The sequence below is a fragment of the Rossellomorea aquimaris genome (assembly GCF_008180865.1).
GTDB classification, from domain to species: Bacteria; Bacillota; Bacilli; order Bacillales; family Bacillaceae_B; genus Rossellomorea; species Rossellomorea yichunensis.
Genome location: NZ_VTEX01000001.1, coordinates 1,096,038 through 1,114,808, shown reverse-complemented (window position 1 = coordinate 1,114,808; position 18,771 = coordinate 1,096,038). Strand labels below are relative to the sequence as shown.

The 18,771-nt window shown below is 43.2% G+C and carries 19 protein-coding genes and 1 pseudogene; all 20 read left to right on the top strand.

All coding sequences use genetic code 11. The features are described 5' to 3' along the window. Positions 1-1,428 carry an ABC transporter ATP-binding protein gene (locus FZC88_RS05535; protein WP_148993953.1) on the top strand — a complete coding sequence of 476 codons (1,428 nt, stop codon included), beginning with the start codon at positions 1-3 and terminating at the stop codon, positions 1,426-1,428. After that, positions 1,425-2,228: an energy-coupling factor transporter transmembrane component T family protein gene (locus FZC88_RS05530; RefSeq protein ID WP_148993952.1), complete on the top strand. Its 804-nt coding sequence runs from the start codon at positions 1,425-1,427 to the stop codon at positions 2,226-2,228. Before FZC88_RS05535 ends, FZC88_RS05530 begins: the two co-directional genes overlap by 4 nt. Next, positions 2,218-2,835 (top strand): thiamine phosphate synthase, encoded by a 618-nt coding sequence (locus FZC88_RS05525; RefSeq protein WP_148993951.1) that lies wholly within the window; start codon positions 2,218-2,220, stop codon positions 2,833-2,835. Before FZC88_RS05530 ends, FZC88_RS05525 begins: the two co-directional genes overlap by 11 nt. 6 nt (positions 2,836-2,841) lie before the next feature. Next, on the top strand, positions 2,842-3,939 hold the full coding sequence (thiO, locus tag FZC88_RS05520; protein ID WP_148993950.1) for a glycine oxidase ThiO: 1,098 nt from the start codon (positions 2,842-2,844) through the stop codon (positions 3,937-3,939). A gap of 4 nt (positions 3,940-3,943) precedes the next feature. Beyond that, entirely contained in the window at positions 3,944-4,147 is a 204-nt protein-coding gene (gene thiS / locus FZC88_RS05515) for a sulfur carrier protein ThiS (RefSeq protein WP_148993949.1), read from the top strand. A gap of 1 nt (position 4,148) precedes the next feature. After that, entirely contained in the window at positions 4,149-4,913 is a 765-nt protein-coding gene (locus FZC88_RS05510; protein ID WP_148993948.1) for a thiazole synthase, read from the top strand. Continuing rightward, on the top strand, positions 4,913-5,932 hold the full coding sequence (locus FZC88_RS05505; protein ID WP_148993947.1) for a thiazole biosynthesis adenylyltransferase ThiF: 1,020 nt from the start codon (positions 4,913-4,915) through the stop codon (positions 5,930-5,932). The genes FZC88_RS05510 and FZC88_RS05505 overlap by 1 nt, the downstream gene beginning before the upstream one ends. Before the next feature lie 15 nt (positions 5,933-5,947). Further along, positions 5,948-6,757, top strand: coding sequence for a bifunctional hydroxymethylpyrimidine kinase/phosphomethylpyrimidine kinase (thiD, locus tag FZC88_RS05500; protein ID WP_148993946.1), 810 nt, complete (start codon positions 5,948-5,950; stop codon positions 6,755-6,757). After that, positions 6,754-7,395 carry a thiamine phosphate synthase gene (gene thiE, locus FZC88_RS05495; RefSeq protein ID WP_148993945.1) on the top strand — a complete coding sequence of 214 codons (642 nt, stop codon included), beginning with the start codon at positions 6,754-6,756 and terminating at the stop codon, positions 7,393-7,395. The genes thiD and thiE overlap by 4 nt, the downstream gene beginning before the upstream one ends. 119 nt (positions 7,396-7,514) lie before the next feature. Continuing rightward, positions 7,515-8,900 (top strand): L-cystine transporter, encoded by a 1,386-nt coding sequence (locus FZC88_RS05490; RefSeq protein WP_148993944.1) that lies wholly within the window; start codon positions 7,515-7,517, stop codon positions 8,898-8,900. A gap of 183 nt (positions 8,901-9,083) precedes the next feature. Beyond that, positions 9,084-9,857 carry an SDR family oxidoreductase gene (locus tag FZC88_RS05485; protein ID WP_148993943.1) on the top strand — a complete coding sequence of 258 codons (774 nt, stop codon included), beginning with the start codon at positions 9,084-9,086 and terminating at the stop codon, positions 9,855-9,857. Between the two features lie 46 nt (positions 9,858-9,903). Next, the gene (locus tag FZC88_RS05480) at positions 9,904-11,133 is read left to right on the top strand and encodes an acyl-CoA dehydrogenase family protein (protein WP_148993942.1); all 1,230 of its coding nucleotides are present in this window, start codon (positions 9,904-9,906) and stop codon (positions 11,131-11,133) included. Between the two features lie 12 nt (positions 11,134-11,145). After that, positions 11,146-11,900: pseudogene (locus tag FZC88_RS24720) on the top strand (SDR family NAD(P)-dependent oxidoreductase). A 51-nt stretch (positions 11,901-11,951) separates the two neighbouring features. Then, the gene (locus tag FZC88_RS05470) at positions 11,952-13,550 is read left to right on the top strand and encodes a long-chain-fatty-acid--CoA ligase (protein ID WP_148993941.1); all 1,599 of its coding nucleotides are present in this window, start codon (positions 11,952-11,954) and stop codon (positions 13,548-13,550) included. Positions 13,551-13,594: 44 nt separating this feature from the next. After that, entirely contained in the window at positions 13,595-14,161 is a 567-nt protein-coding gene (locus FZC88_RS05465; protein WP_148968927.1) for a TetR/AcrR family transcriptional regulator, read from the top strand. A 78-nt stretch (positions 14,162-14,239) separates the two neighbouring features. Further along, positions 14,240-14,638 (top strand): acyl-CoA thioesterase, encoded by a 399-nt coding sequence (locus tag FZC88_RS05460; protein WP_148993940.1) that lies wholly within the window; start codon positions 14,240-14,242, stop codon positions 14,636-14,638. A 33-nt stretch (positions 14,639-14,671) separates the two neighbouring features. Continuing rightward, positions 14,672-15,748: a phosphotransferase family protein gene (locus FZC88_RS05455; protein WP_148993939.1), complete on the top strand. Its 1,077-nt coding sequence runs from the start codon at positions 14,672-14,674 to the stop codon at positions 15,746-15,748. A 23-nt stretch (positions 15,749-15,771) separates the two neighbouring features. Further along, positions 15,772-16,548, top strand: a complete 777-nt coding sequence (locus FZC88_RS05450) for an enoyl-CoA hydratase/isomerase family protein (protein WP_148993938.1) — start codon at positions 15,772-15,774, stop codon at positions 16,546-16,548. Positions 16,549-16,559: 11 nt separating this feature from the next. Continuing rightward, the gene (locus FZC88_RS05445; RefSeq protein ID WP_148993937.1) at positions 16,560-17,534 is read left to right on the top strand and encodes a quinone oxidoreductase family protein; all 975 of its coding nucleotides are present in this window, start codon (positions 16,560-16,562) and stop codon (positions 17,532-17,534) included. Positions 17,535-17,579: 45 nt separating this feature from the next. Then, positions 17,580-18,755 carry an acyl-CoA dehydrogenase family protein gene (locus FZC88_RS05440; RefSeq protein ID WP_148993936.1) on the top strand — a complete coding sequence of 392 codons (1,176 nt, stop codon included), beginning with the start codon at positions 17,580-17,582 and terminating at the stop codon, positions 18,753-18,755. Positions 18,756-18,771 lie beyond the last annotated feature (16 nt).

Sequence of the window (18,771 nt, the reverse complement as noted above, 5' to 3'; positions counted from 1 at the left end):
ATGCATATTGAAAATCTGCGCCTTACATTTTCCGGTTCAGAGAAACTGATGTTTAAAGACATAAGCCTTTCGATAGAAGACGGGGAAAAGGTATTGCTACTGGGGCCATCTGGTTGTGGAAAATCCACACTCCTCCAGGTTTTATCCGGTGTGATACCCCATTCGATAGATGTGCCGATGAAAGCTGACTCGATTGAGCGTCCTGAATCCTTCGGGTATGTCTTTCAAGATCCGGACGCTCAATTTTGTATGCCCTATGTAGATGAGGAACTTGCCTTTGTTTTGGAGAACAACCAGATTCCAAGAGACGAAATGCGAGAGATAATTAACGATCTGTTAGAGAAAGTGAATTTAAGTCTGACGGATTCCCATACAAAAATCTCCTCTCTATCAGGGGGGATGAAGCAAAAATTGGCCATTGCTTCTGCTCTTGCGCGCCATCCCCAAACACTATTTCTGGATGAGCCTACAGCCATGTTAGACGAAGAAAGCACCAAATCTGTATGGGAAACAGTGAAGACGACATGTAAAGATAAAACGTTACTTATCGTTGAGCATAAGTTGACTCACGTATTGGAGATCATTGATCGTATTATTCTTTTCGATGTGAATGGAAGGATAGTGGCTGATGGTCCAAAGGCTCACATTTTATCACATTTCAAGGAAACATTGAAATCAGTAGGGGTATGGTATCCGGGGGCGTGGAAAGATTATCTTTCTTCCCATCCTCCGGAGAAGGTTGCCCCGTTTGGAAAAAAGAATCTAAAGCTAGAGAACTTCAAAGGATATATACAAAAAGAGGAGAAGATCCACCTTGAAAATGCCGTCAGCTTTAAAGGTGAATGGATTGCAATCACCGGAAAGAACGGAGCCGGGAAATCAACATTACTCCACAGTCTCATGACATTCATCCAAACGACAGGGACGTATGAATTATATGGAAGACAGGTGAATGGAAAGAATGTTCCCGAGGAATGTACGTTTGTTTTTCAAAATCCCGAGTTTCAGTTTGTGACACACAGTGTGTTTGATGAAGTTGCGTATACCTTTCGGCTCATGAGAGTGGATGAAGGAAGAGTGGAGGAAAAGGTGCATGCACTATTGAAGCGATTCAAGCTTGATCCATACAAACATCATCATCCCTATCATTTATCCATGGGGCAAAAGCGGAGGTTAAGCGTCGCAGCGTCACTTGTCAGGAATAAAGATATTCTATTATTGGACGAACCGACCTTTGGCCAGGATTCTCAAAATACGTTTGCGTTACTTGAGATGCTTCAAGACTATCAAAAAGAAGGATCTACCATTCTGATGGTGACACATGATGAAAATATCATTACTCACTTTGCATCCAGAGTATGGGTCATTGAAAATGGGCGTCTCACCCAGGATTTCTTTAATGAGATTGCTGGTAGGAAAGCAATATGAATATAGAAATCGAGCATAGAGAAACCTGGCTCCATCAAATCAATCCCAGCTTTAAGCTCTTGACCTTGATCGGGATTTTTGTAATTCTGCTTTTTATTCATTATCTTAACTTGTTGTTATATTTGAGCTTTCTCCTTTTTCTCCTGTTATGGGTTTTCTCAGGGTATTCATATAGAACCGTCAGTTTAATGATCCTACCCTTTTTTCTTGTTTTCATCTCTACAGCTTCATCAATGATTTTATTTGGGAAAGGTGAAACAACATGGATGAAATGGGGATTGATCCACATTACCGAAGAGAGCTTTTATCGGGGGATCCATGTTGGATTGCGTACCATCGTATTCGCTATATTGGGATTACTATTTGCTCTTACTACGAGACCGGTGAAGCTTTTCTATTCCCTCATGCAGCAACTGAGATTAAAACCTAAGTATGCGTATAGTTTTATGGCCGGATTCAGATTAATCCCCATCATGATTGAAGAATTCTTGACGATACGAAACGCGATGAGAGTCAGGGGAGTTGAAGAACGGAGAGGAATAAGGCACGTATTCCATAAATTGAAATCGCATTCCATACCCCTGCTTGCCCAGAGCATCAGAAGAGCTCACAGAATTGCCGTAGCCATGGAAACAAAAGGTTTTAAAGGAAGTGGGCAACGAACCTATTACTACAGCGTAACCTTTTCCAAGTATGATGGATACTTCTTGGGGAGCATTCTCATCATGATTGCGCTCAGTTACTATTTTTCTATCCATCTACCTATTTTTCCGACGGGGGATGTTCGCTATGGGAATTGAAACGAGAAAACAATTACATGTGATTTCAACAGGAAAACAATCAGTGGAAGAATTAGTGAAAATCTCGAAGTCCGTTTATCCATATCTCGACATGCTCCATCTTCGCGAAAAGCAGTGGACGGGGAAAGAAATGGCTGTGGCCATAGATCGACTAGTAGCAGCAGGAGTTCCATTAACAAAATTATGTGTCAATGATCGGGCAGACATTGCCTTTATGAAGAATGTAAGAGGCGTGCAGCTTGGCCATCAAAGTGCGGATATCAGCTTAGTGAAGAGTACTTTTCCTTCCTTACAGATTGGAGCTTCTGTCCATTCCGTGGAAGAAGCACAACAGGCAATGGTAAGCAGAGCGGATTACCTGCTCTATGGAAATATCTATTCTACTTCTTCAAAGCGGGGTATGCCTGGCAGAGGTTTGGCAAGCTTAGAAAAAGTGGTTCAAACCGTCCCGATTCCCACTATTGCCATAGGAGGCATTACACCTGAACGCGTGTGTGAGGTTACGGGAACCGGAGCAAAAGGAGTCGCTGTCTTATCAGGTATTTTGCTTTCAAAAGATCCATTAGAGGCAGCCCGATCCTATTATAAACAATTACACAGGGGGTGAGGTAGCTTGATAAAACAGTATGATGCTTTGATTGTTGGTGGAGGGGTGATAGGCTGCTCCATTGCTTATCAAATGTCCAAAAGAGGAAAGAAAGTTCTCCTGATAGAGAAGGATAGACTGGCAGGAAAAGCATCGCAAGCAGCTGCAGGCATGCTCGGCGTTCAAACCGAATTGAAGGGGGACGGCCCTTTGTATCATCTGGCGAAGGAGAGCCGTGATATGTATCCTTCTTTAGCAAGGGATTTGAAAGAGATCAGTGGAATGGACATTGAATATGTGGAAAATGGAATGATTAAGCTGGCGAGAACGGAGGAGGAAGCACAGGAGTTAGTAGAAACGGCTTCTATAGCATCACGAGGGGAACAAATTAGATGGCTTTCCGCCAACACTCTATTTTCCTATGAACCTCATCTTTCAAAAGATCTGGCAGGCGGATTATATATTCCGAAGGATGGGAACGTCTCAGCACCAAAGCTTACACAAGCCTTAGGGTCGGCTTCGAAAATGCAGGGTGCAGAAATCAGTGAATATACAGACGTGTATGATTTTATGAAAGAGAGAAACAAAATTACTGGAGTCAGGACGTCTAAAGGTGACTTTTATGCAGATGAAACGATTGTAGCTGGCGGTGCTTGGAGTCGATTCCTCTTGGATCGACTGGATATAAAGTTCAAAAGTTTTCCAGTTAAGGGTGAATGCTTTTCCGTTCAAGTCCCTGGAAAAATAGTGGAGAGGACCATCTTTACAGAAGGCTGCTACATTGTTCCAAAAGCGTGGGGGCGTCTTTTAATAGGTGCAACAGAGCACCCCCATACCTTCGATGAAGAGATTACCATAGGTGGATTAATGAGCCTTATGCATTTGGCCACATCCATCCTTCCAGAATTGGTTGATGCCAAGTGGGAAAAAGCTTGGGCCGGGATACGGCCTCAAACAGAACAAGGGGTGCCGTTTATGGGGAGAAGTGAGGAATGGAAGGGACTTTCCATTGCAACGGGGCATTATCGTAATGGTATACTCCTGGCGCCAATAACAGGGGTATTGATTGCAGATCTGATAGAGGGGAAGGAATCCCATCCCCTACTTTCATACGTAAGGAGATGAGAAGGTGGAATTACGAATTAACGGTCAGCTGGTCACGGTGCCGGAATCAATTACAACAGTATTGGAATTGATTCATCATTTTAACCTGGAAAACCGAATGATCATCGTTGAACAGAACCAAACCATTCTTGAAAAACAAGAGCACAAGACCACCAAAGTGAAACATGGGGATATCTTAGAGTTAGTCCAATTTGTAGGAGGCGGTTGAAATGTTGAAAATCGGAAAGTACACATTCCATTCAAGACTTTTACTGGGAACGGGAAAATACCCTGATTTTGATATCCAGAAAAGAGCTGTCGAGGTTTCTGGTGCGGAAATTCTTACGTTCACGGTAAGGCGCATGAATATCTTTGAACCTGGTCAACCTAATTTCTTAGAAAAACTGAATCTTGAAAACTATTCATTATTACCGAATACGGCAGGGGCTAAATGTGCTCAGGAAGCGGTCCGGCATGCACAATTGGCGAGAGCTTCAGGGCTCTGTGACATGATTAAGGTAGAAGTGATCGGATGTGATAAAACGCTACTTCCCGATCCTGTCGAAACACTGAAAGCAACAGAAGAATTAATAAAAGAAGGCTTTACAGTGCTTCCCTATACTTCTGACGATGTTGTTCTTGCAAGGAGATTGGAAGAGTTGGGGGCCCATGCCATCATGCCGGGCGCTTCCCCTATAGGATCTGGACAGGGAATCATCAATCCTGTCAATCTCACTTTCATTATTGAGCAAACAAAGGTACCGGTCATTGTGGATGCCGGAATTGGTTCTCCCTCAGATGCAGCTCTTGCAATGGAACTCGGGGCTGATGCTGTATTACTCAATACAGCCGTTTCTTCTGCGAACGATCCCGTTATGATGGCGAATGCTATGAGACTTGCGATTGAAGGTGGACGATTCGGATATGAGGCTGGAAGAATTCCGAAGAAACGTTATGCAACAGCAAGCAGCCCAGTGGAGGGTATGAGTGTCTGATGGAAGATAGATATTCAAGACAAACGCTGTTTCAGCCCATCGGAACAGAGGGACAAAAGTTAATAAGAAATAAACATGTGTTGCTGATCGGGGCGGGAGCACTGGGAACAGGCAATGCAGAAGCCTTGGTGCGTGCTGGTATCGGGAAGTTGACGGTTGTGGATCGTGATTATGTAGAATGGAGTAATTTACAACGTCAGCAGCTGTATAACGAGGAAGATGCAAGAAACCGCATCCCAAAAGCTGTAGCGGCAAAAAAAAGACTCCTAGCAATTAATTCAACTGTAAATATTGAAGAGCATATACTGGATGCCATGCCAGAAGAGATGTTGAGACTTGCCAAGAACGTAGATCTTATCATCGATGCAACGGATAACTTTGATACAAGAATGATCATAAATGATATCTCTCAAAAATATTCCATTCCTTGGATTTATGGTGCTTGTGTTGGAAGTTACGGAATATCATTCACTATTCTTCCCGGTATCACTCCCTGTCTTCAATGTTTGATCGACACTTTTCCAATCGGTGGAATGACCTGTGATACAGCGGGCATCATCAGCCCTGCCGTTTCCACAGTTGTGGCCTATCAAACTACAGAAGCATTAAAGATACTGGTAGAAGACATGGAGGCACTGGGTAATAAAGTGGTCTCGTTTGATTTATGGAAAAATGAGCATACTTCCCTGGATGTGAGCAAGCTGAAAAGGGATGGATGCCCTTCATGTGGAGAGCATCGTACATTCCCCAGTCTGAAATACGAAAATCAAACGAAAACAGCAGTCCTTTGTGGGAGGGATTCAGTTCAGATCCGTCCAGTTACAAAACCTGGCATCGATCTTATTGAACGATCAAAATCGTTAGAACTCCAGGGGAAACAAGTTGTTAGAAATCCATATTTGATTTCATTCGAGGTTGAATCTTATCGAATCGTACTCTTTCGTGATGGACGTACTCTCGTTCACGGAACAAAAGATATAAGGGAAGCAAAATCGGTTTATCATCGTTACTTGGGATAAAGGGAGGAGAACAACATGATTCAAAAAGCATTGACGATTGCCGGATCTGACTGTGGCGGTGGGGCTGGGATCCAGGCAGATCTCAAGACGTTTCAGGAGCTGAAAGTCTATGGAATGTCTGCCATCACAGCAGTGACGGCGCAAAATACTAGAGGTGTACAAGGTGTGTATCCATTATCAGCTGAGGCTGTCATTAATCAATTAACCTCGATTGCTGAAGATTTACCTCCCAAAGCCATCAAAACGGGCATGCTGGTGAACGAAGACATTATTTCTCATGTTGCCGACTTTGTTCGATTACACTCCTGGAAGAAGCTCGTTGTGGATCCTGTCATGATAGCAAAAGGGGGAGCAGCTTTATTGGAGAGGGAAGCCGTTAACGCTTTGATCAATGAATTGATCCCCCTTGCGTTTGTGGTCACGCCGAACATTCCTGAAGCGGAGGCCATAACCGGGCATGAAATCCTCACTGAAGCTGACATTAAAAGAGCGGCTAAAATATTATTCCAAATGGGGGCTAAACATGTGGTGATAAAAGGCGGGCATCAATCTCATGCTCAATCTAGTCAAGCGACTGACATCCTCTTTGATGGAAAAAGATTTTATGAGTTTAGCAGTCCGAGAGTCTTCACACCACATACTCACGGAACAGGTTGTACATTCTCTGCTGTGATTACCGCACAATTAGCAAAAGGACTTACAGTCAATGAGTCTGTCCAAACAGCCAAACAATTTATCACTGCCGCAATCAGTGACTCACTGGGAATTGGGAGTGAGCACGGACCAACGAATCATTGGGCGTACCATGCAGGTATGAATGCATGAATCTAAAAGAAAGTCTGCAGTTATATTTTGTGATGGGAAGCCCTAATTGTGAGAAGCATCCGGCACATGTATTAGAGGAAGCCCTTTTAGGCGGAGTTACCATGTTTCAATTTCGTGAAAAAGGTATGGAAGCCTTAGAAGGTGATGCGAAAGTTGAGCTGGCTCATGAGCTGCAGCGTTTATGTCGTAAACACGGTATTCCTTTTATCGTGAATGATGATGTAGAGCTGGCTTTATTATTGAACGCTGATGGAGTACATATCGGTCAGGAGGATGAACCTATCGAAAAAGTCCGTCGGAAAATAGGAAATAGAATACTTGGTGTCTCCTCTCATGACGTGAATGAAGCAAGGTTAGCTATGGAGTCAGGGGCAGACTATCTTGGAGTTGGTCCAATGTTTCCTACCAATACGAAGAATGATTGTAGAGAGGTCAGTGGCCCTAAAATCATTCGATCAATAAGAACAAATGGTATCGATATCCCCCTTGTCGGGATCGGAGGCATTCATTCGAGAAATGCTTCTCAAGTGTTGGCAGCTGGTGCGGACGGTGTAGCAATCATTTCTGCGATTTCAAGACATCCCTTTCGTACGGAAAACTTAGCCCAAGTTGTTCAACAAAAGCTTTTACGATTGTAATCGATCCACAATAAAAAATAAAACCACTATAACAACATATCTCATACTCCCTCATCATACTATACAGTAGACCTCGGTCTAACTTGTATCATCATCAACGATAAGAGGGAGGGTTAAGAATGAATGTCTGGTTTGTTTTGTTAAACATTTTGGTGTTTCTTGTTCTCATTGGTGTATTACTTTATATGCAAAAGAAAAATGTTTCGTTTTCAAAACGAGTGTTTACCGCTCTGGGGCTCGGAATATTATTTGGTCTTGGATTACAGTGGGTATATGAAGCCGGGGATGAAAATGTCACACAATCGATTGAATGGTTTAACATCGTAGGAACCGGCTATATTAAACTACTGCAAATGATTGTCATGCCTTTAGTGTTTGTGTCGATTATATCAGCCTTTACTAAATTAAAACGGTCTCATAATTTAGGGAAGATCTCTGTGCTGATCATTGGATTGCTGGTAGGCACAACAGCCGTTGCTGCAGCTGTCGGGATTGCTACGACCGTGGCTTTTGATTTGGAAGCGATCCAGATTGATCAGGGAGAGGCAGAAGCGGCAAGGGGTGTTCAATTAGAGGAGAGAGCAACATCTTTAGAAGGTCAGAGTTATCCTCAAAAAATTCTCGAGCTTTTACCTGCGAATCCGTTCTTGGACTTTACCGGGCAAAGAGCAACCTCGACGATCGCTGTCGTGATTTTCGCTGCTTTTATCGGTATCGCTTACTTGGGGGCACAGCGCAAAGAGCCAGAGGCTGCTGAATTCTTCAAGAAGATCGTTGATTCCGTCTATGCTGTAGTGATGAGAATTGTGACTTTGGTGTTACGACTCACTCCATTCGGTGTGTTGGCCATCATGGCTAAAACAGTGGCATTAAGTAATTTTGATGCCATCATGAAGCTTGGAGAATTTGTTGGAGCATCCTATGTTGCCTTGATTATCATGTTTGCCATTCACTTAATCATGCTTACTCTTACTGGTTTAAATCCGGTCACTTATATGAAAAAAGTATTTCCTGTATTAGCATTTGCTTTTACGTCAAGATCCAGCGCCGGAACACTTCCGCTTAACATTCAAACACAAAAGAATGAATTGGGGGTTTCAGAAGGGGTTGCCAACTTCTCGGGATCATTCGGATTATCCATCGGTCAGAACGGTTGTGCAGGTGTGTATCCTGCCATGCTTGCAGTGATGATTGCGCCGACAGTCGGAATCAATCCATTAACTCCTTCCTTTATTCTTACGCTCATCGTAGTGGTGGCAATTAGCTCCTTCGGTGTAGCAGGCGTCGGAGGCGGTGCTACATTTGCGGCTATCCTGGTTCTATCCGCCATGGACCTTCCTGTAGCGTTAGCGGGTCTTTTGATTTCTGTTGAACCTTTGATTGACATGGGGCGTACAGCAGTGAACGTGAGTGGTGCGATGACATCCGGGGTGATAACAAGTAAAGTGACAGGGGACTTGGATAGCGAAACGTATAACAAAGAAATCATTGAAGCAGAAGCGTAAACAAGTGGGCTGGCTCATTCATATATGAGTCAGTTTTTCTTTTGTATGAAAATAAATTTAGGTATTTCCAGTGATTATGATTGAAAATTCAGACTATATTCTTTACTATAGAATTAAACATACCGACCGGTTAGTATCTAAGGTGTGTGAATGAAATGCTGTAAAAGATGAGGAGGCACGAACATGCATGTGAATGAATTATTTGATTTATCAGGTAAAGTTGCCCTTGTGACTGGAGGAGGCAGGGGGCTCGGAAAACAAATCGCTACAGGGTTTGCTGAGGCGGGGGCAAACGTTGTAGTATGCTCGAGAAACGTTGAAGCATGTGAAGACGTGAAGAAGGAACTAGAAGAAATAGGTGTCCAGTCACTGGCATTGAAATGTGATGTCACTAATCCTGAAGATGTACAGCACGTTGTAGATGAAGCTAAGAAGGTGTTCGGCCGCATTGATATTTTAGTGAATAACAGTGGTGCATCCTGGGGGGCACCTGCAGAAGAAATGCCTCTTGATGCCTGGCATAAAGTTATCAATGTAAATGTAAACGGTACTTTTATTATGTCACAGGCAGTGGGAAAATTAATGATCGAGCAACAGGGAGGAAAAATCATTAATATTGCTTCCGTAGCAGGTCTTCAAGGTACAGACCCACGTTATATGGATGCCATTGGCTATAGCACCAGTAAAGCAGCGGTCATCAATTTCACGAAGGATCTAGCAGTGAAATGGGGATCCCGCGGAATTCATGTCAATGCAATTGCACCGGGATTCTTTCCAACAAAAATGTCAAAAGGAATTCTATCTCATGCAGGGGAAGCCATTTTAAACGGAACACCATTAAATCGATTTGGTACCGAAGATGATTTAAAAGGAGCGGCACTTTTCCTGGCGGCTCGCGCATCTAACTTTGTCACTGGTTCAGTTCTCGTCGTGGACGGTGGATCCTCAGCGATGTAACCGAGTGAGAAGTATTACATGTTGTGGTTAAGAAAGGATGGATGTAATGGATTTCTCCTATTCTCCAAAAGTACAAGAATATCAAAATAGAATATCCCGTTTTATGGAAGAATACGTGTACCCGAATGAATCGCTCTATGAAAATCAGCTCAATCAGCAAGAAACCCGCTGGAGTGGGGTTCCTACAATCATGGAAGAATTAAAAGCTGAAGCGAAGAAACAGGGATTATGGAACCTATTTCTTCCTCAAAGCGAGTATGGGGCCGGGCTCAATAATGTAGAATACGCCCCTCTTTGTGAAATCATGGGGAGATCTCTGATCGGCCCTGAAGTGTTTAATTGCAATGCACCTGATACAGGGAATATGGAAGTGTTGGAACGTTATGGGACTCCCACTCAAAAACAACAGTATCTTATCCCACTTCTAAATGGTAATATCCGTTCTTGTTTCTCTATGACTGAGCCTGATGTCGCGTCTTCCGATGCAACGAATATAAAGGCGAGTATCATCCGGGATGGAGACGAATACATCATTAACGCGAAGAAATGGTGGTCATCAGGCGCCGGTGACCCTCGGTGCAGCTTTTCAATTTTGATGGGAAAAACTGATCCAGAAGCGAGTCGTCATGAACAGCAATCAATGATTATCATCCCACTTAATGCACCAGGTGTGAAAATTGAACGTATGCTTCCTGTGTTCGGTTACGATCATGCCCCTCATGGTCATGGTGAAATCACCTTTACCGATGTAAGAGTTCCTCAAGAAAATATGATCTGGGGTGAAGGAAAAGGTTTCGCTATTGCTCAAGGAAGGTTGGGACCGGGGCGAATTCATCATTGCATGAGATTGATCGGTGCAGCAGAGCGGGCACTTGAAGAATTATGTAAGCGTGTTCAGGATCGTGATGCATTTGGAATGGCATTGGCAAGTCAAGGGGTCGTAAGAGAATGGATTGCGAATTCAAGAATTGAAATAGAACAAGCCCGTCTTCTTACGATGAAAGCAGCCTACATGATGGATACAGTCGGCAATAAAGCAGCAAAACAGGAAATCGCCATGATTAAAGTGGTGGCTCCTTCTATGGCTTTACGTGTGATTGACCGGGCCATTCAAGCGTTCGGGGCAGCAGGAGTATCGGATGACTACACGTTGGCAGCTCAATGGGCAAGTGCCCGTACTCTGCGACTTGCTGATGGACCTGATGAAGTACACCGTGCTCAATTGGCAAAATTGGAATTGAGAAAACACGAAAAAGCTTCTCCTGTAGAGAGCTAGGAAGAGAGTTGGATGATGATGAGATTACAAGGGAAAGTTTCCGTTATTACAGGAGGGGGCGGAGGAATTGGGCGCGCTACAGCACTAAGGTTCTCAAAAGAAGGTGCTGCTGTGGTCGTAGCAGATCTGGATGATGCAAGTGGTGAAGAAACGGTCAGACTCATTCACGAAAAAAGAGGAAGTGCACTTTTTGTCAAGACGAATGTGCGGGAAAGTGAAAGCATTCAATCCCTCGTACATACAACGGTGGAACATTTCGGAGGTTTCGATATCCTTATCAATAATGCAGGAATCGGCCAGTCGGAAGTCAGGAGTATTGATCTGGACGAAAACGAATGGGATGCCGTATTGGATACAAACCTAAAGAGCATTTTTCTGGGAATGAAGTATGCTGTACCTGAATTGATGAAAAAGATGGTGTAATTGTGAATGTATCGAGCCTTCTCGGTTTAAAGGGCCGCAAATACGTGTCAGCCTACAATTCGGCTAAAGGTGGTGTCATACTACTGACACAAAATGCTGCCCTGGAATATGGAAAGGATAATATTCGAGTGAATGCAGTAGCGCCTGGGGTTATTGATACAAACATCATCAATGGTTGGAAGAAAGATGAGAGGAAATGGTCGGTTATCTCTCAATCAAATGCTCTAAGACGGATTGGAAATGCAGAAGAAGTCGCATCAGCGATTCTGTTTTTAGCTTCTGAAGAGGCGTCCTTTATAACCGGTGCCACACTATCTGTTGATGGTGGAGGATTAATCTTTTAAGGTACATGCAGAATTAGTATATGAGTAATCTGAAATGGAAGGAATGATTTTATGACAACTAAATCTTGGCTCAGTCATTACCCTGAAGCGTATGAGACTGAAATTCCTGCGGTTGATTTTTCAATACCAGAAATGCTTCGACATACCGTTTCTTCATTCCCGGATCATCCATGTATTAGCTTTTATCAAAAACGGATAACGTATGGTGAACTTCAAGGTGCCGTCTCCATGCTTGCTTCATCCTTTCAACATATTGGATTGAAGAAAGGAGACAGGGTAGCGATCATGCTCCCGAACTGTCCGCAATATGTGATCTCTTATTATGGAATCCTTACATTCGGGGGAATTGTCACACAGGTGAATCCGATGTCAGTTGAAAGGGAATTAATCCATCTGCTAAATGACTCGGGAGCTGAGACAATCGTTGTATTGGACCGTTTTTATCATATGGTCAAATCCATACAACAGGAAACAGAGATCAAGACGATTATCATAGTCAGCCTCCAGGGGGAAAACAGTGCTTCGGACTACACCTATGATGAATTTTTAATGGTGGGGGATGGTGAAGTATCCCAGGTGTCGATCAAACCTGAAGAAGACGTGGCAGTCCTTCAATATACGGGAGGGACTACCGGTGTATCCAAGGGAGTCATGCTCACTCATAAAAACATTCTTTCAAATGTCATTCAAAGTCAACTTTTCTTTAAAGACAGCATCGAAACTGGGAAAGAAAGAAGCCTGAGTGTGATTCCGTTCTTTCATGTATTTGGGATGAATTCCTGTATGAACTTTGCGGTCTATTCAGCAAATGAAATGATCTTGCTTCCAAGATTTGAATTGACAGAAGTGTTAACAACGATTAAGAATGAACAGCCCACCCTGTTTCCAGGTGTGCCGACTATGTACGTTGCGATCACCAATCATCCCCACGCAGAAGAGTACGGCATTGATTCAATAAAGATTTGTAATAGTGGAAGCGCCCCAATGCCAGTTGAGTTATTGAATCAATTCGAAAAGAAAACAGGAGCAAAAATATTAGAGGGATACGGATTATCAGAGGCTTCACCGACGACTCATTGCAACCCCGCTTTTGCACAAAGAAAGCCGGGAACCGTCGGAATTGGATTCCCATCCACAAACTATAAGGTAGTCGATTTAGCAACTGGCACTAAGGAGGTCCCTTTAGGCGATGTGGGTGAACTCATTATTAAAGGCCCTCAAGTCATGAAAGGCTACTGGAATTTACCTGAAGAGACTGCTCACGCCCTTCGAGATGATTGGCTTTACACGGGAGACATCGCCCGAATGGATGAAGAAGGTTATATATCGATTGTGGACAGAAAGAAAGATCTGATTATTGCATCAGGATACAATGTGTATCCCCGGGAAGTTGAAGAAATCATTTACGAGCATCCAAGCGTACAGGAAGCTGTCGTAATAGGTGTGCCGGACTCTTATAGAGGCGAAACGGTTAAGGCAGTGATCGTCTTAAAGACAGGAGAACAGGCAACTGAAAAAGAATTGGTTCATTTCTGTGAGGAGAACATGTCATCATTCAAAGTTCCAAAAATCATTGAGTTTCGTGATGAGCTTCCAAAGACGAGTGTTGGGAAAATATTACGAAGAGCTCTGCGTGAAAGCGTGAGGTAATATGATATAATTCAGGTGATATTTGCAGAATGAGAGGATTTCAGATGAAAGAAAAACTTACAGAACATGCTGTACGCTTATTTGATGAAAAAGGGTTTACTGTAACTTCCATCCAGGACATCGTAGAGTCCATTGGTGTAACGAAAGGGACATTTTATTACTATTTTTCCAGTAAGGAAGAGCTGTTAAAGGAAATTCACATGCGCTATATTGATGGCTTATTATCTAAACAGGAAAGAGTTCTTGGCGATGAGCGGAAGAGCTACATGGAAAAACTTTATGATATTGTCCATCTTTCCATTCTGGACATTAAAGAGCAAGGGGCCAGTGCGAAAGTGTTTTTTAGAGAAATGAGACACTTGAGCAAGGAAAGTCTGGATGCCATAGAGCCTAAGCGGGATATGTATCGCTATAATATTGAAACTCTCCTGAAAGAAGGTAGGAAGAACGGAGACTTTCATGAGGACTTTGACGTTTCGATTGTAGCTTTTGGAATTCTCGGAATGATGAATTGGAGCTATCAATGGTATAAGCCTGATGGTGCGAAATCCGATCAGGAAATTGCCCGGACTTTTGTCGATATGGTATTAAAAGGGATTGAGACAGAGTAAAGGGGAAATCATCTACAGGATTTCCTTTTGAATCAACATACCCACTGGTTAGTATTTATTTAAGGAGATGGCGGACTAATGGAAACCATTACGGTAACGAGTAGATTTTGCGAAACCGATGCATTAGGTCATATCAACAATACAACTTATTTTGTTTATTTAGAAGAAGCAAGAATTAAATTCTTTCAATCACTCGGATTTGATATGGATGTGAAAGACTGGCGTTTTATTCTGGCTTCTACCAAATGCGACTTTGTATCACAAGGGTATTTTAATCAAGAGCTGAAAATCACCACCTATCTATCAAAAATTGGATCAAAGAGCTTTCAGTTAGAGCATGATATCTTATGTGCGAACACCCATCAATTGATCGCAAAGGGAAATGCGGTTATCGTTTATTTTGATTTCCTTGAGCATCAAAGTATAATGATCCCTGAGTTGTTAAAGGCGCAGTTAAACACTCATCTGCACTCGTAAAAAACTGAATATTCTTAATGTTGGAGGGGTAAGATGTCTGAAAAAACAGGGTATGAAACGGTATCGGTGCGAGAAGGAGAAGAGCTGAATGCCACCAATCTAAAAAGCTTTTTGAATGAGCATTTCCCTCACCTCCTTCATGAAGAGCTCTCAATTAAACAATTTTCTGCGGGACACTCAAATCTTACGTATCTACTTAAAATGGGTGAATGGGAAGGTGTACTGAGACGCCCTCCATTAGGACCGGTCGCACCGAAGGCCCACGATATGAAAAGAGAGTATAGGATCCTTTCAGAAATTCAGCCATTTTTCGGGGTTACACCGGAGCCGTATGTATTCTCTGATGATGAAAGGATCGTAGGCAGTCCATTTTTTATCATGGAGAGAAAAAAGGGTGAAGTATTTGATACTTCATTTCCCCCGCATCTCCATGTGACACCAGATGTGTGCAGGAAAATATCGGAGGAAATGGTTTCTAAACTGGTTGAACTTCATTCCATTGATCACCGAAAAACAACTCTTCATGAAATCAGCAAGCCCGAACATTTTATGGAAAGACAAGTATACGGGTGGATCAAACGTTACGAGCGTGCCAAAACAAGTGAGATCCGCGAAGTCGATCAGCTGACAAACTGGTTGATAAAGAATGTTCCAGGTAATGCTGAATCGACCATCATTCATTATGATTTTAAATTAAACAATGCCATGTTTTCTTCTGACCTGAAATCAATGGTGGGGTTATTTGACTGGGAGATGGCGACCGTTGGCGATCCTCTTGCAGATTTAGGTGTCGCTATGGGGTATTGGATACAGAATGATGATCCAGAGTTATTAAAATTCGGTCTTGGGAAGCCTCCAGTAACGATCATGGACGGTTTTTATAGCAGAAGGCAATTTATCGAAGAATATGCCAGGAAAAGCAGCAGAGACGTGAACAATATCCATTTTTATTTATCTTTTGCATATTTTAAGCTCGCCGTCATTGTGCAACAAATCTATTACCGCTTTAAGATGGGGCAAACGAGAGATTCACGATTTTATCAATTTGATCGGTTTGCGAAATCGTTGATCACCCTGGGGAATCAAGCTGCATTAGGTCGCCAGGAATAAAGACAAGGAGATGAACAAAAACGATGAAATCCTCTTTATTACTAGAAACCACTGACCGGGTACTGACATTGACATTAAACAGACCGGATAGCTTGAATTCCTTTGATGAGAACATGCTTACGGGAATCGTTGAAGCACTAAAGCAGGCTGATCATAATCAGGAAATCAGAGCCATTGTGATTCGCGGTGCCGGGAGGGCATTTTCTGCAGGCGGCGACGTGAAAACGATGGGGAGCGCGACATCAACAGAAGTCTATGAACATATCGGGATATTAAATACATGCATTAAAGCGATAAAAGAAATAGAAAAACCGGTCATCGCCTCGGTACACGGTTTTGCAGCTGGTGCCGGATTTAATCTTGCCCTGGCCTGCGATTTGATTATCGCTTCAGAAGATAGTCAATTTGCTTTAAGCTTCTCTAAAGTAGGTCTTATTTCCGATGGAGGAGGGTCGTATTTTCTTCCACGCATCATCGGTCCTCATTTAGCGAAAGAATTCTTCTTTTCAGGAGAACCTGTGACTGCAGGAAGACTATTTGACTTAGGTGTGCTAAACCGTATTGTCCCATCTGAAAACCTTGATGAGGAAACAACTGATTGGGCTGTAGAGTTAGCCTCGGGGCCAAGTAAAGCATATGGAATGATGAAGAAAATGATTGATCGTTCATTCACCTTATCATTGGATGAGATACTCGAACAAGAACGTATCACACAAACATTGTTGATTTCAACTGAAGATCATGCTGAGGGAGTTTCAGCATTTAAAGATAAAAGAAGGCCAACTTTTACGGGAAAATAGGAGGAATCAGGATGAAAGCCATTCAGTTCAGAGAGTTTGGAAGCCCTAATGTATTAGAAAATGTGGATATAGATGTTCCTGCACCACGAGGGAGAGAAGTCCTCATTGAAGTTCAAGCATCAGCAGTCAATTATGCTGATACAGCAAGACGGGAAGGGCAATATGTGGTAAAAACTCAACTACCATATATCCCGGGTTCTGAAGTGGCGGGAATCGTCACGGAAGTGGGAGAAGATGTGACGAGAGTAAGAAAGGGAGACCGTGTTGTAGCCATGATGGATTCCGGAGGTTATGCAGAATTTGCCCTTACAGATGAGCGTTCGGTGATCCCGCTCCCATATGGATTGGATTTCAAAGAAGCGGCCGCCATACCTGTTCAAGGATTAAGTGCCTATCATATATTAAAAACCTTGGGTAGGTTGCAGCAGGGAGAAACCGTCCTCATTCATGCAGCGGCTGGTGGCGTTGGGTTGCTTGCCGTCCAACTGGCAAAACGTTTTGGAGCAGGTAAGATCATCGCTACGGCAAGTACAGAAGAAAAATTACGTCTTGCTGGGGACATGGGGGCAGACGTATTAGTCAATTACACTTTAGATGGCTGGGAAGCAGATGTCTTAGAAGCAACAAATGGAAAGGGTGTAAATCTGGCATTGGAGATGGCTGGCGGTGATATTTTCTATAAAACGTTAAAATGTCTCGATTATTTCGGAAGAATGGTCATATACGGAGTAGCAAGCGGGGAGCAGAGCAGATTTTATCCTTCTTCTTTGATGGCAAAGAATCAGTCTGTTATTGGGTTCTTCCTGCCTCCTCTTATGAGAGATGCTGAACTAACGCAGAAAACCCTTCATGAAATCTTTCATTATGTCGCGTCCGGGGAATTGAAAGTAACAGTTGGTCATGTATTTCCTTTAAAGGATGCAGCTAAGGTCCATACACTCATGCAAGCAAGAAAAACGGTAGGAAAGGTAATCCTGCAGCCATAATACTAGCTGGTTAGTATACGATCCATCTTATAGGGGGGAATCTGGATGAACTTAAGGTTAACAGATGAACAAAGGATGATCCAAAAAACGATTCGTAAATTTGTTGAGAGAGAACTAATACCATTAGAAAATGAAGTGCTAAGAAATGAACGGGAAGGAAAACCAAGTCTTTCCCCGGAGAAAAGAAATGAGCTGCAGTTAAAAGCAAAGGAAGCGGGGTTCTGGGGGATCAATACACCAGAAGAGTACGGCGGAGCGGATCTCGGGCAAATGATGATGGCCATTGTTTATATGGAAATCTCCAAAACCTTTGTGCCTTTCAGTTTCGGTGGTTATGCAGATAACATCCTATACTATGCTAACGAAGAACAGAAAAAAACCTATTTGCTTCCCACGATAAACGGAGAGAAAAAGTCCTGCTTCGCCATGACGGAACCGGGAGCCGGGTCCGATACCCAAAACATCCGGATGACCGCAGTGAAGGATGGAAATGAGTGGGTGTTAAATGGTGAAAAAACTTTTATTACGGGCGGAAATGAAGCAGACTTTGTCATGGTCATGGCGGTGACTGATAAGGAAAAGCATCGTAGAACGGGTCGGAACGGAGTAACCTGTTTTATTGCTGATCGAAGCATGGGTTGGACATCTGAATACATTCATACCATGGGGGAATGGGGACCTGCCAGTCTGTTTTTTGATGATGTGCGTGTGCCTGAAGAAAATATTCTGGGTGAAATCGATGGTGGCTACAATCTTGGCCTGGAATGGATCGGGTTCGCACGCTGGATTGTGGGTGCACAAGCGGTAGGTGCAGCAGAACGTCTACTGCAAATGGCGATTGATTATTCCAAGGAAAGAGAGTCATTTGGAAAGCCAATAGCGGATCGACAGGCGATTCAATGGCAGATCGCTGATTCTGCCGTGGAAATCGAAGCTGCCAGATGGCTTGTGCTAAATGCTGCATTCACACTGGATCAAGGAGAAGATAATCGCCATGTTGCATCGATTGCCAAGCTGTACGGATCCAACATGGGCAATCGGGTAGTGGATCGGGTCCTTCAAATTCACGGAGGGATGGGCTACACAAGAGAGCTTCCCATCGAACGCTGGTACCGTGAAGCAAGATTGTGGCGGATTTATGATGGTACTGATGAAATTCAAAAACTGATCATCTCACGGAATCTATTAAAAGGGCATGTGAAAGTGGGCCAATTTGTTTAAAGGGATAGGGAGGTAA

What these genes read in the sequence shown, in the direction of transcription:
- FZC88_RS05535 (WP_148993953.1), top strand. Translation starts at nt 1, where the DNA reads ATGCATATTGAAAATCTGCGCCTTACATTTTCCGGTTCAGAGAAACTG.
- FZC88_RS05530 (WP_148993952.1), top strand. Translation starts at nt 1,425, where the DNA reads ATGAATATAGAAATCGAGCATAGAGAAACCTGGCTCCATCAAATCAAT.
- FZC88_RS05525 (WP_148993951.1), top strand. Translation starts at nt 2,218, where the DNA reads ATGGGAATTGAAACGAGAAAACAATTACATGTGATTTCAACAGGAAAA.
- FZC88_RS05510 (WP_148993948.1), top strand. Translation starts at nt 4,149, where the DNA reads ATGTTGAAAATCGGAAAGTACACATTCCATTCAAGACTTTTACTGGGA.
- FZC88_RS05505 (WP_148993947.1), top strand. Translation starts at nt 4,913, where the DNA reads ATGGAAGATAGATATTCAAGACAAACGCTGTTTCAGCCCATCGGAACA.
- thiD (WP_148993946.1), top strand. Translation starts at nt 5,948, where the DNA reads ATGATTCAAAAAGCATTGACGATTGCCGGATCTGACTGTGGCGGTGGG.
- thiE (WP_148993945.1), top strand. Translation starts at nt 6,754, where the DNA reads ATGAATCTAAAAGAAAGTCTGCAGTTATATTTTGTGATGGGAAGCCCT.
- FZC88_RS05490 (WP_148993944.1), top strand. Translation starts at nt 7,515, where the DNA reads ATGAATGTCTGGTTTGTTTTGTTAAACATTTTGGTGTTTCTTGTTCTC.
- FZC88_RS05485 (WP_148993943.1), top strand. Translation starts at nt 9,084, where the DNA reads ATGCATGTGAATGAATTATTTGATTTATCAGGTAAAGTTGCCCTTGTG.
- FZC88_RS05480 (WP_148993942.1), top strand. Translation starts at nt 9,904, where the DNA reads ATGGATTTCTCCTATTCTCCAAAAGTACAAGAATATCAAAATAGAATA.
- FZC88_RS05470 (WP_148993941.1), top strand. Translation starts at nt 11,952, where the DNA reads ATGACAACTAAATCTTGGCTCAGTCATTACCCTGAAGCGTATGAGACT.
- FZC88_RS05465 (WP_148968927.1), top strand. Translation starts at nt 13,595, where the DNA reads ATGAAAGAAAAACTTACAGAACATGCTGTACGCTTATTTGATGAAAAA.
- FZC88_RS05460 (WP_148993940.1), top strand. Translation starts at nt 14,240, where the DNA reads ATGGAAACCATTACGGTAACGAGTAGATTTTGCGAAACCGATGCATTA.
- FZC88_RS05455 (WP_148993939.1), top strand. Translation starts at nt 14,672, where the DNA reads ATGTCTGAAAAAACAGGGTATGAAACGGTATCGGTGCGAGAAGGAGAA.
- FZC88_RS05450 (WP_148993938.1), top strand. Translation starts at nt 15,772, where the DNA reads ATGAAATCCTCTTTATTACTAGAAACCACTGACCGGGTACTGACATTG.
- FZC88_RS05445 (WP_148993937.1), top strand. Translation starts at nt 16,560, where the DNA reads ATGAAAGCCATTCAGTTCAGAGAGTTTGGAAGCCCTAATGTATTAGAA.
- FZC88_RS05440 (WP_148993936.1), top strand. Translation starts at nt 17,580, where the DNA reads ATGAACTTAAGGTTAACAGATGAACAAAGGATGATCCAAAAAACGATT.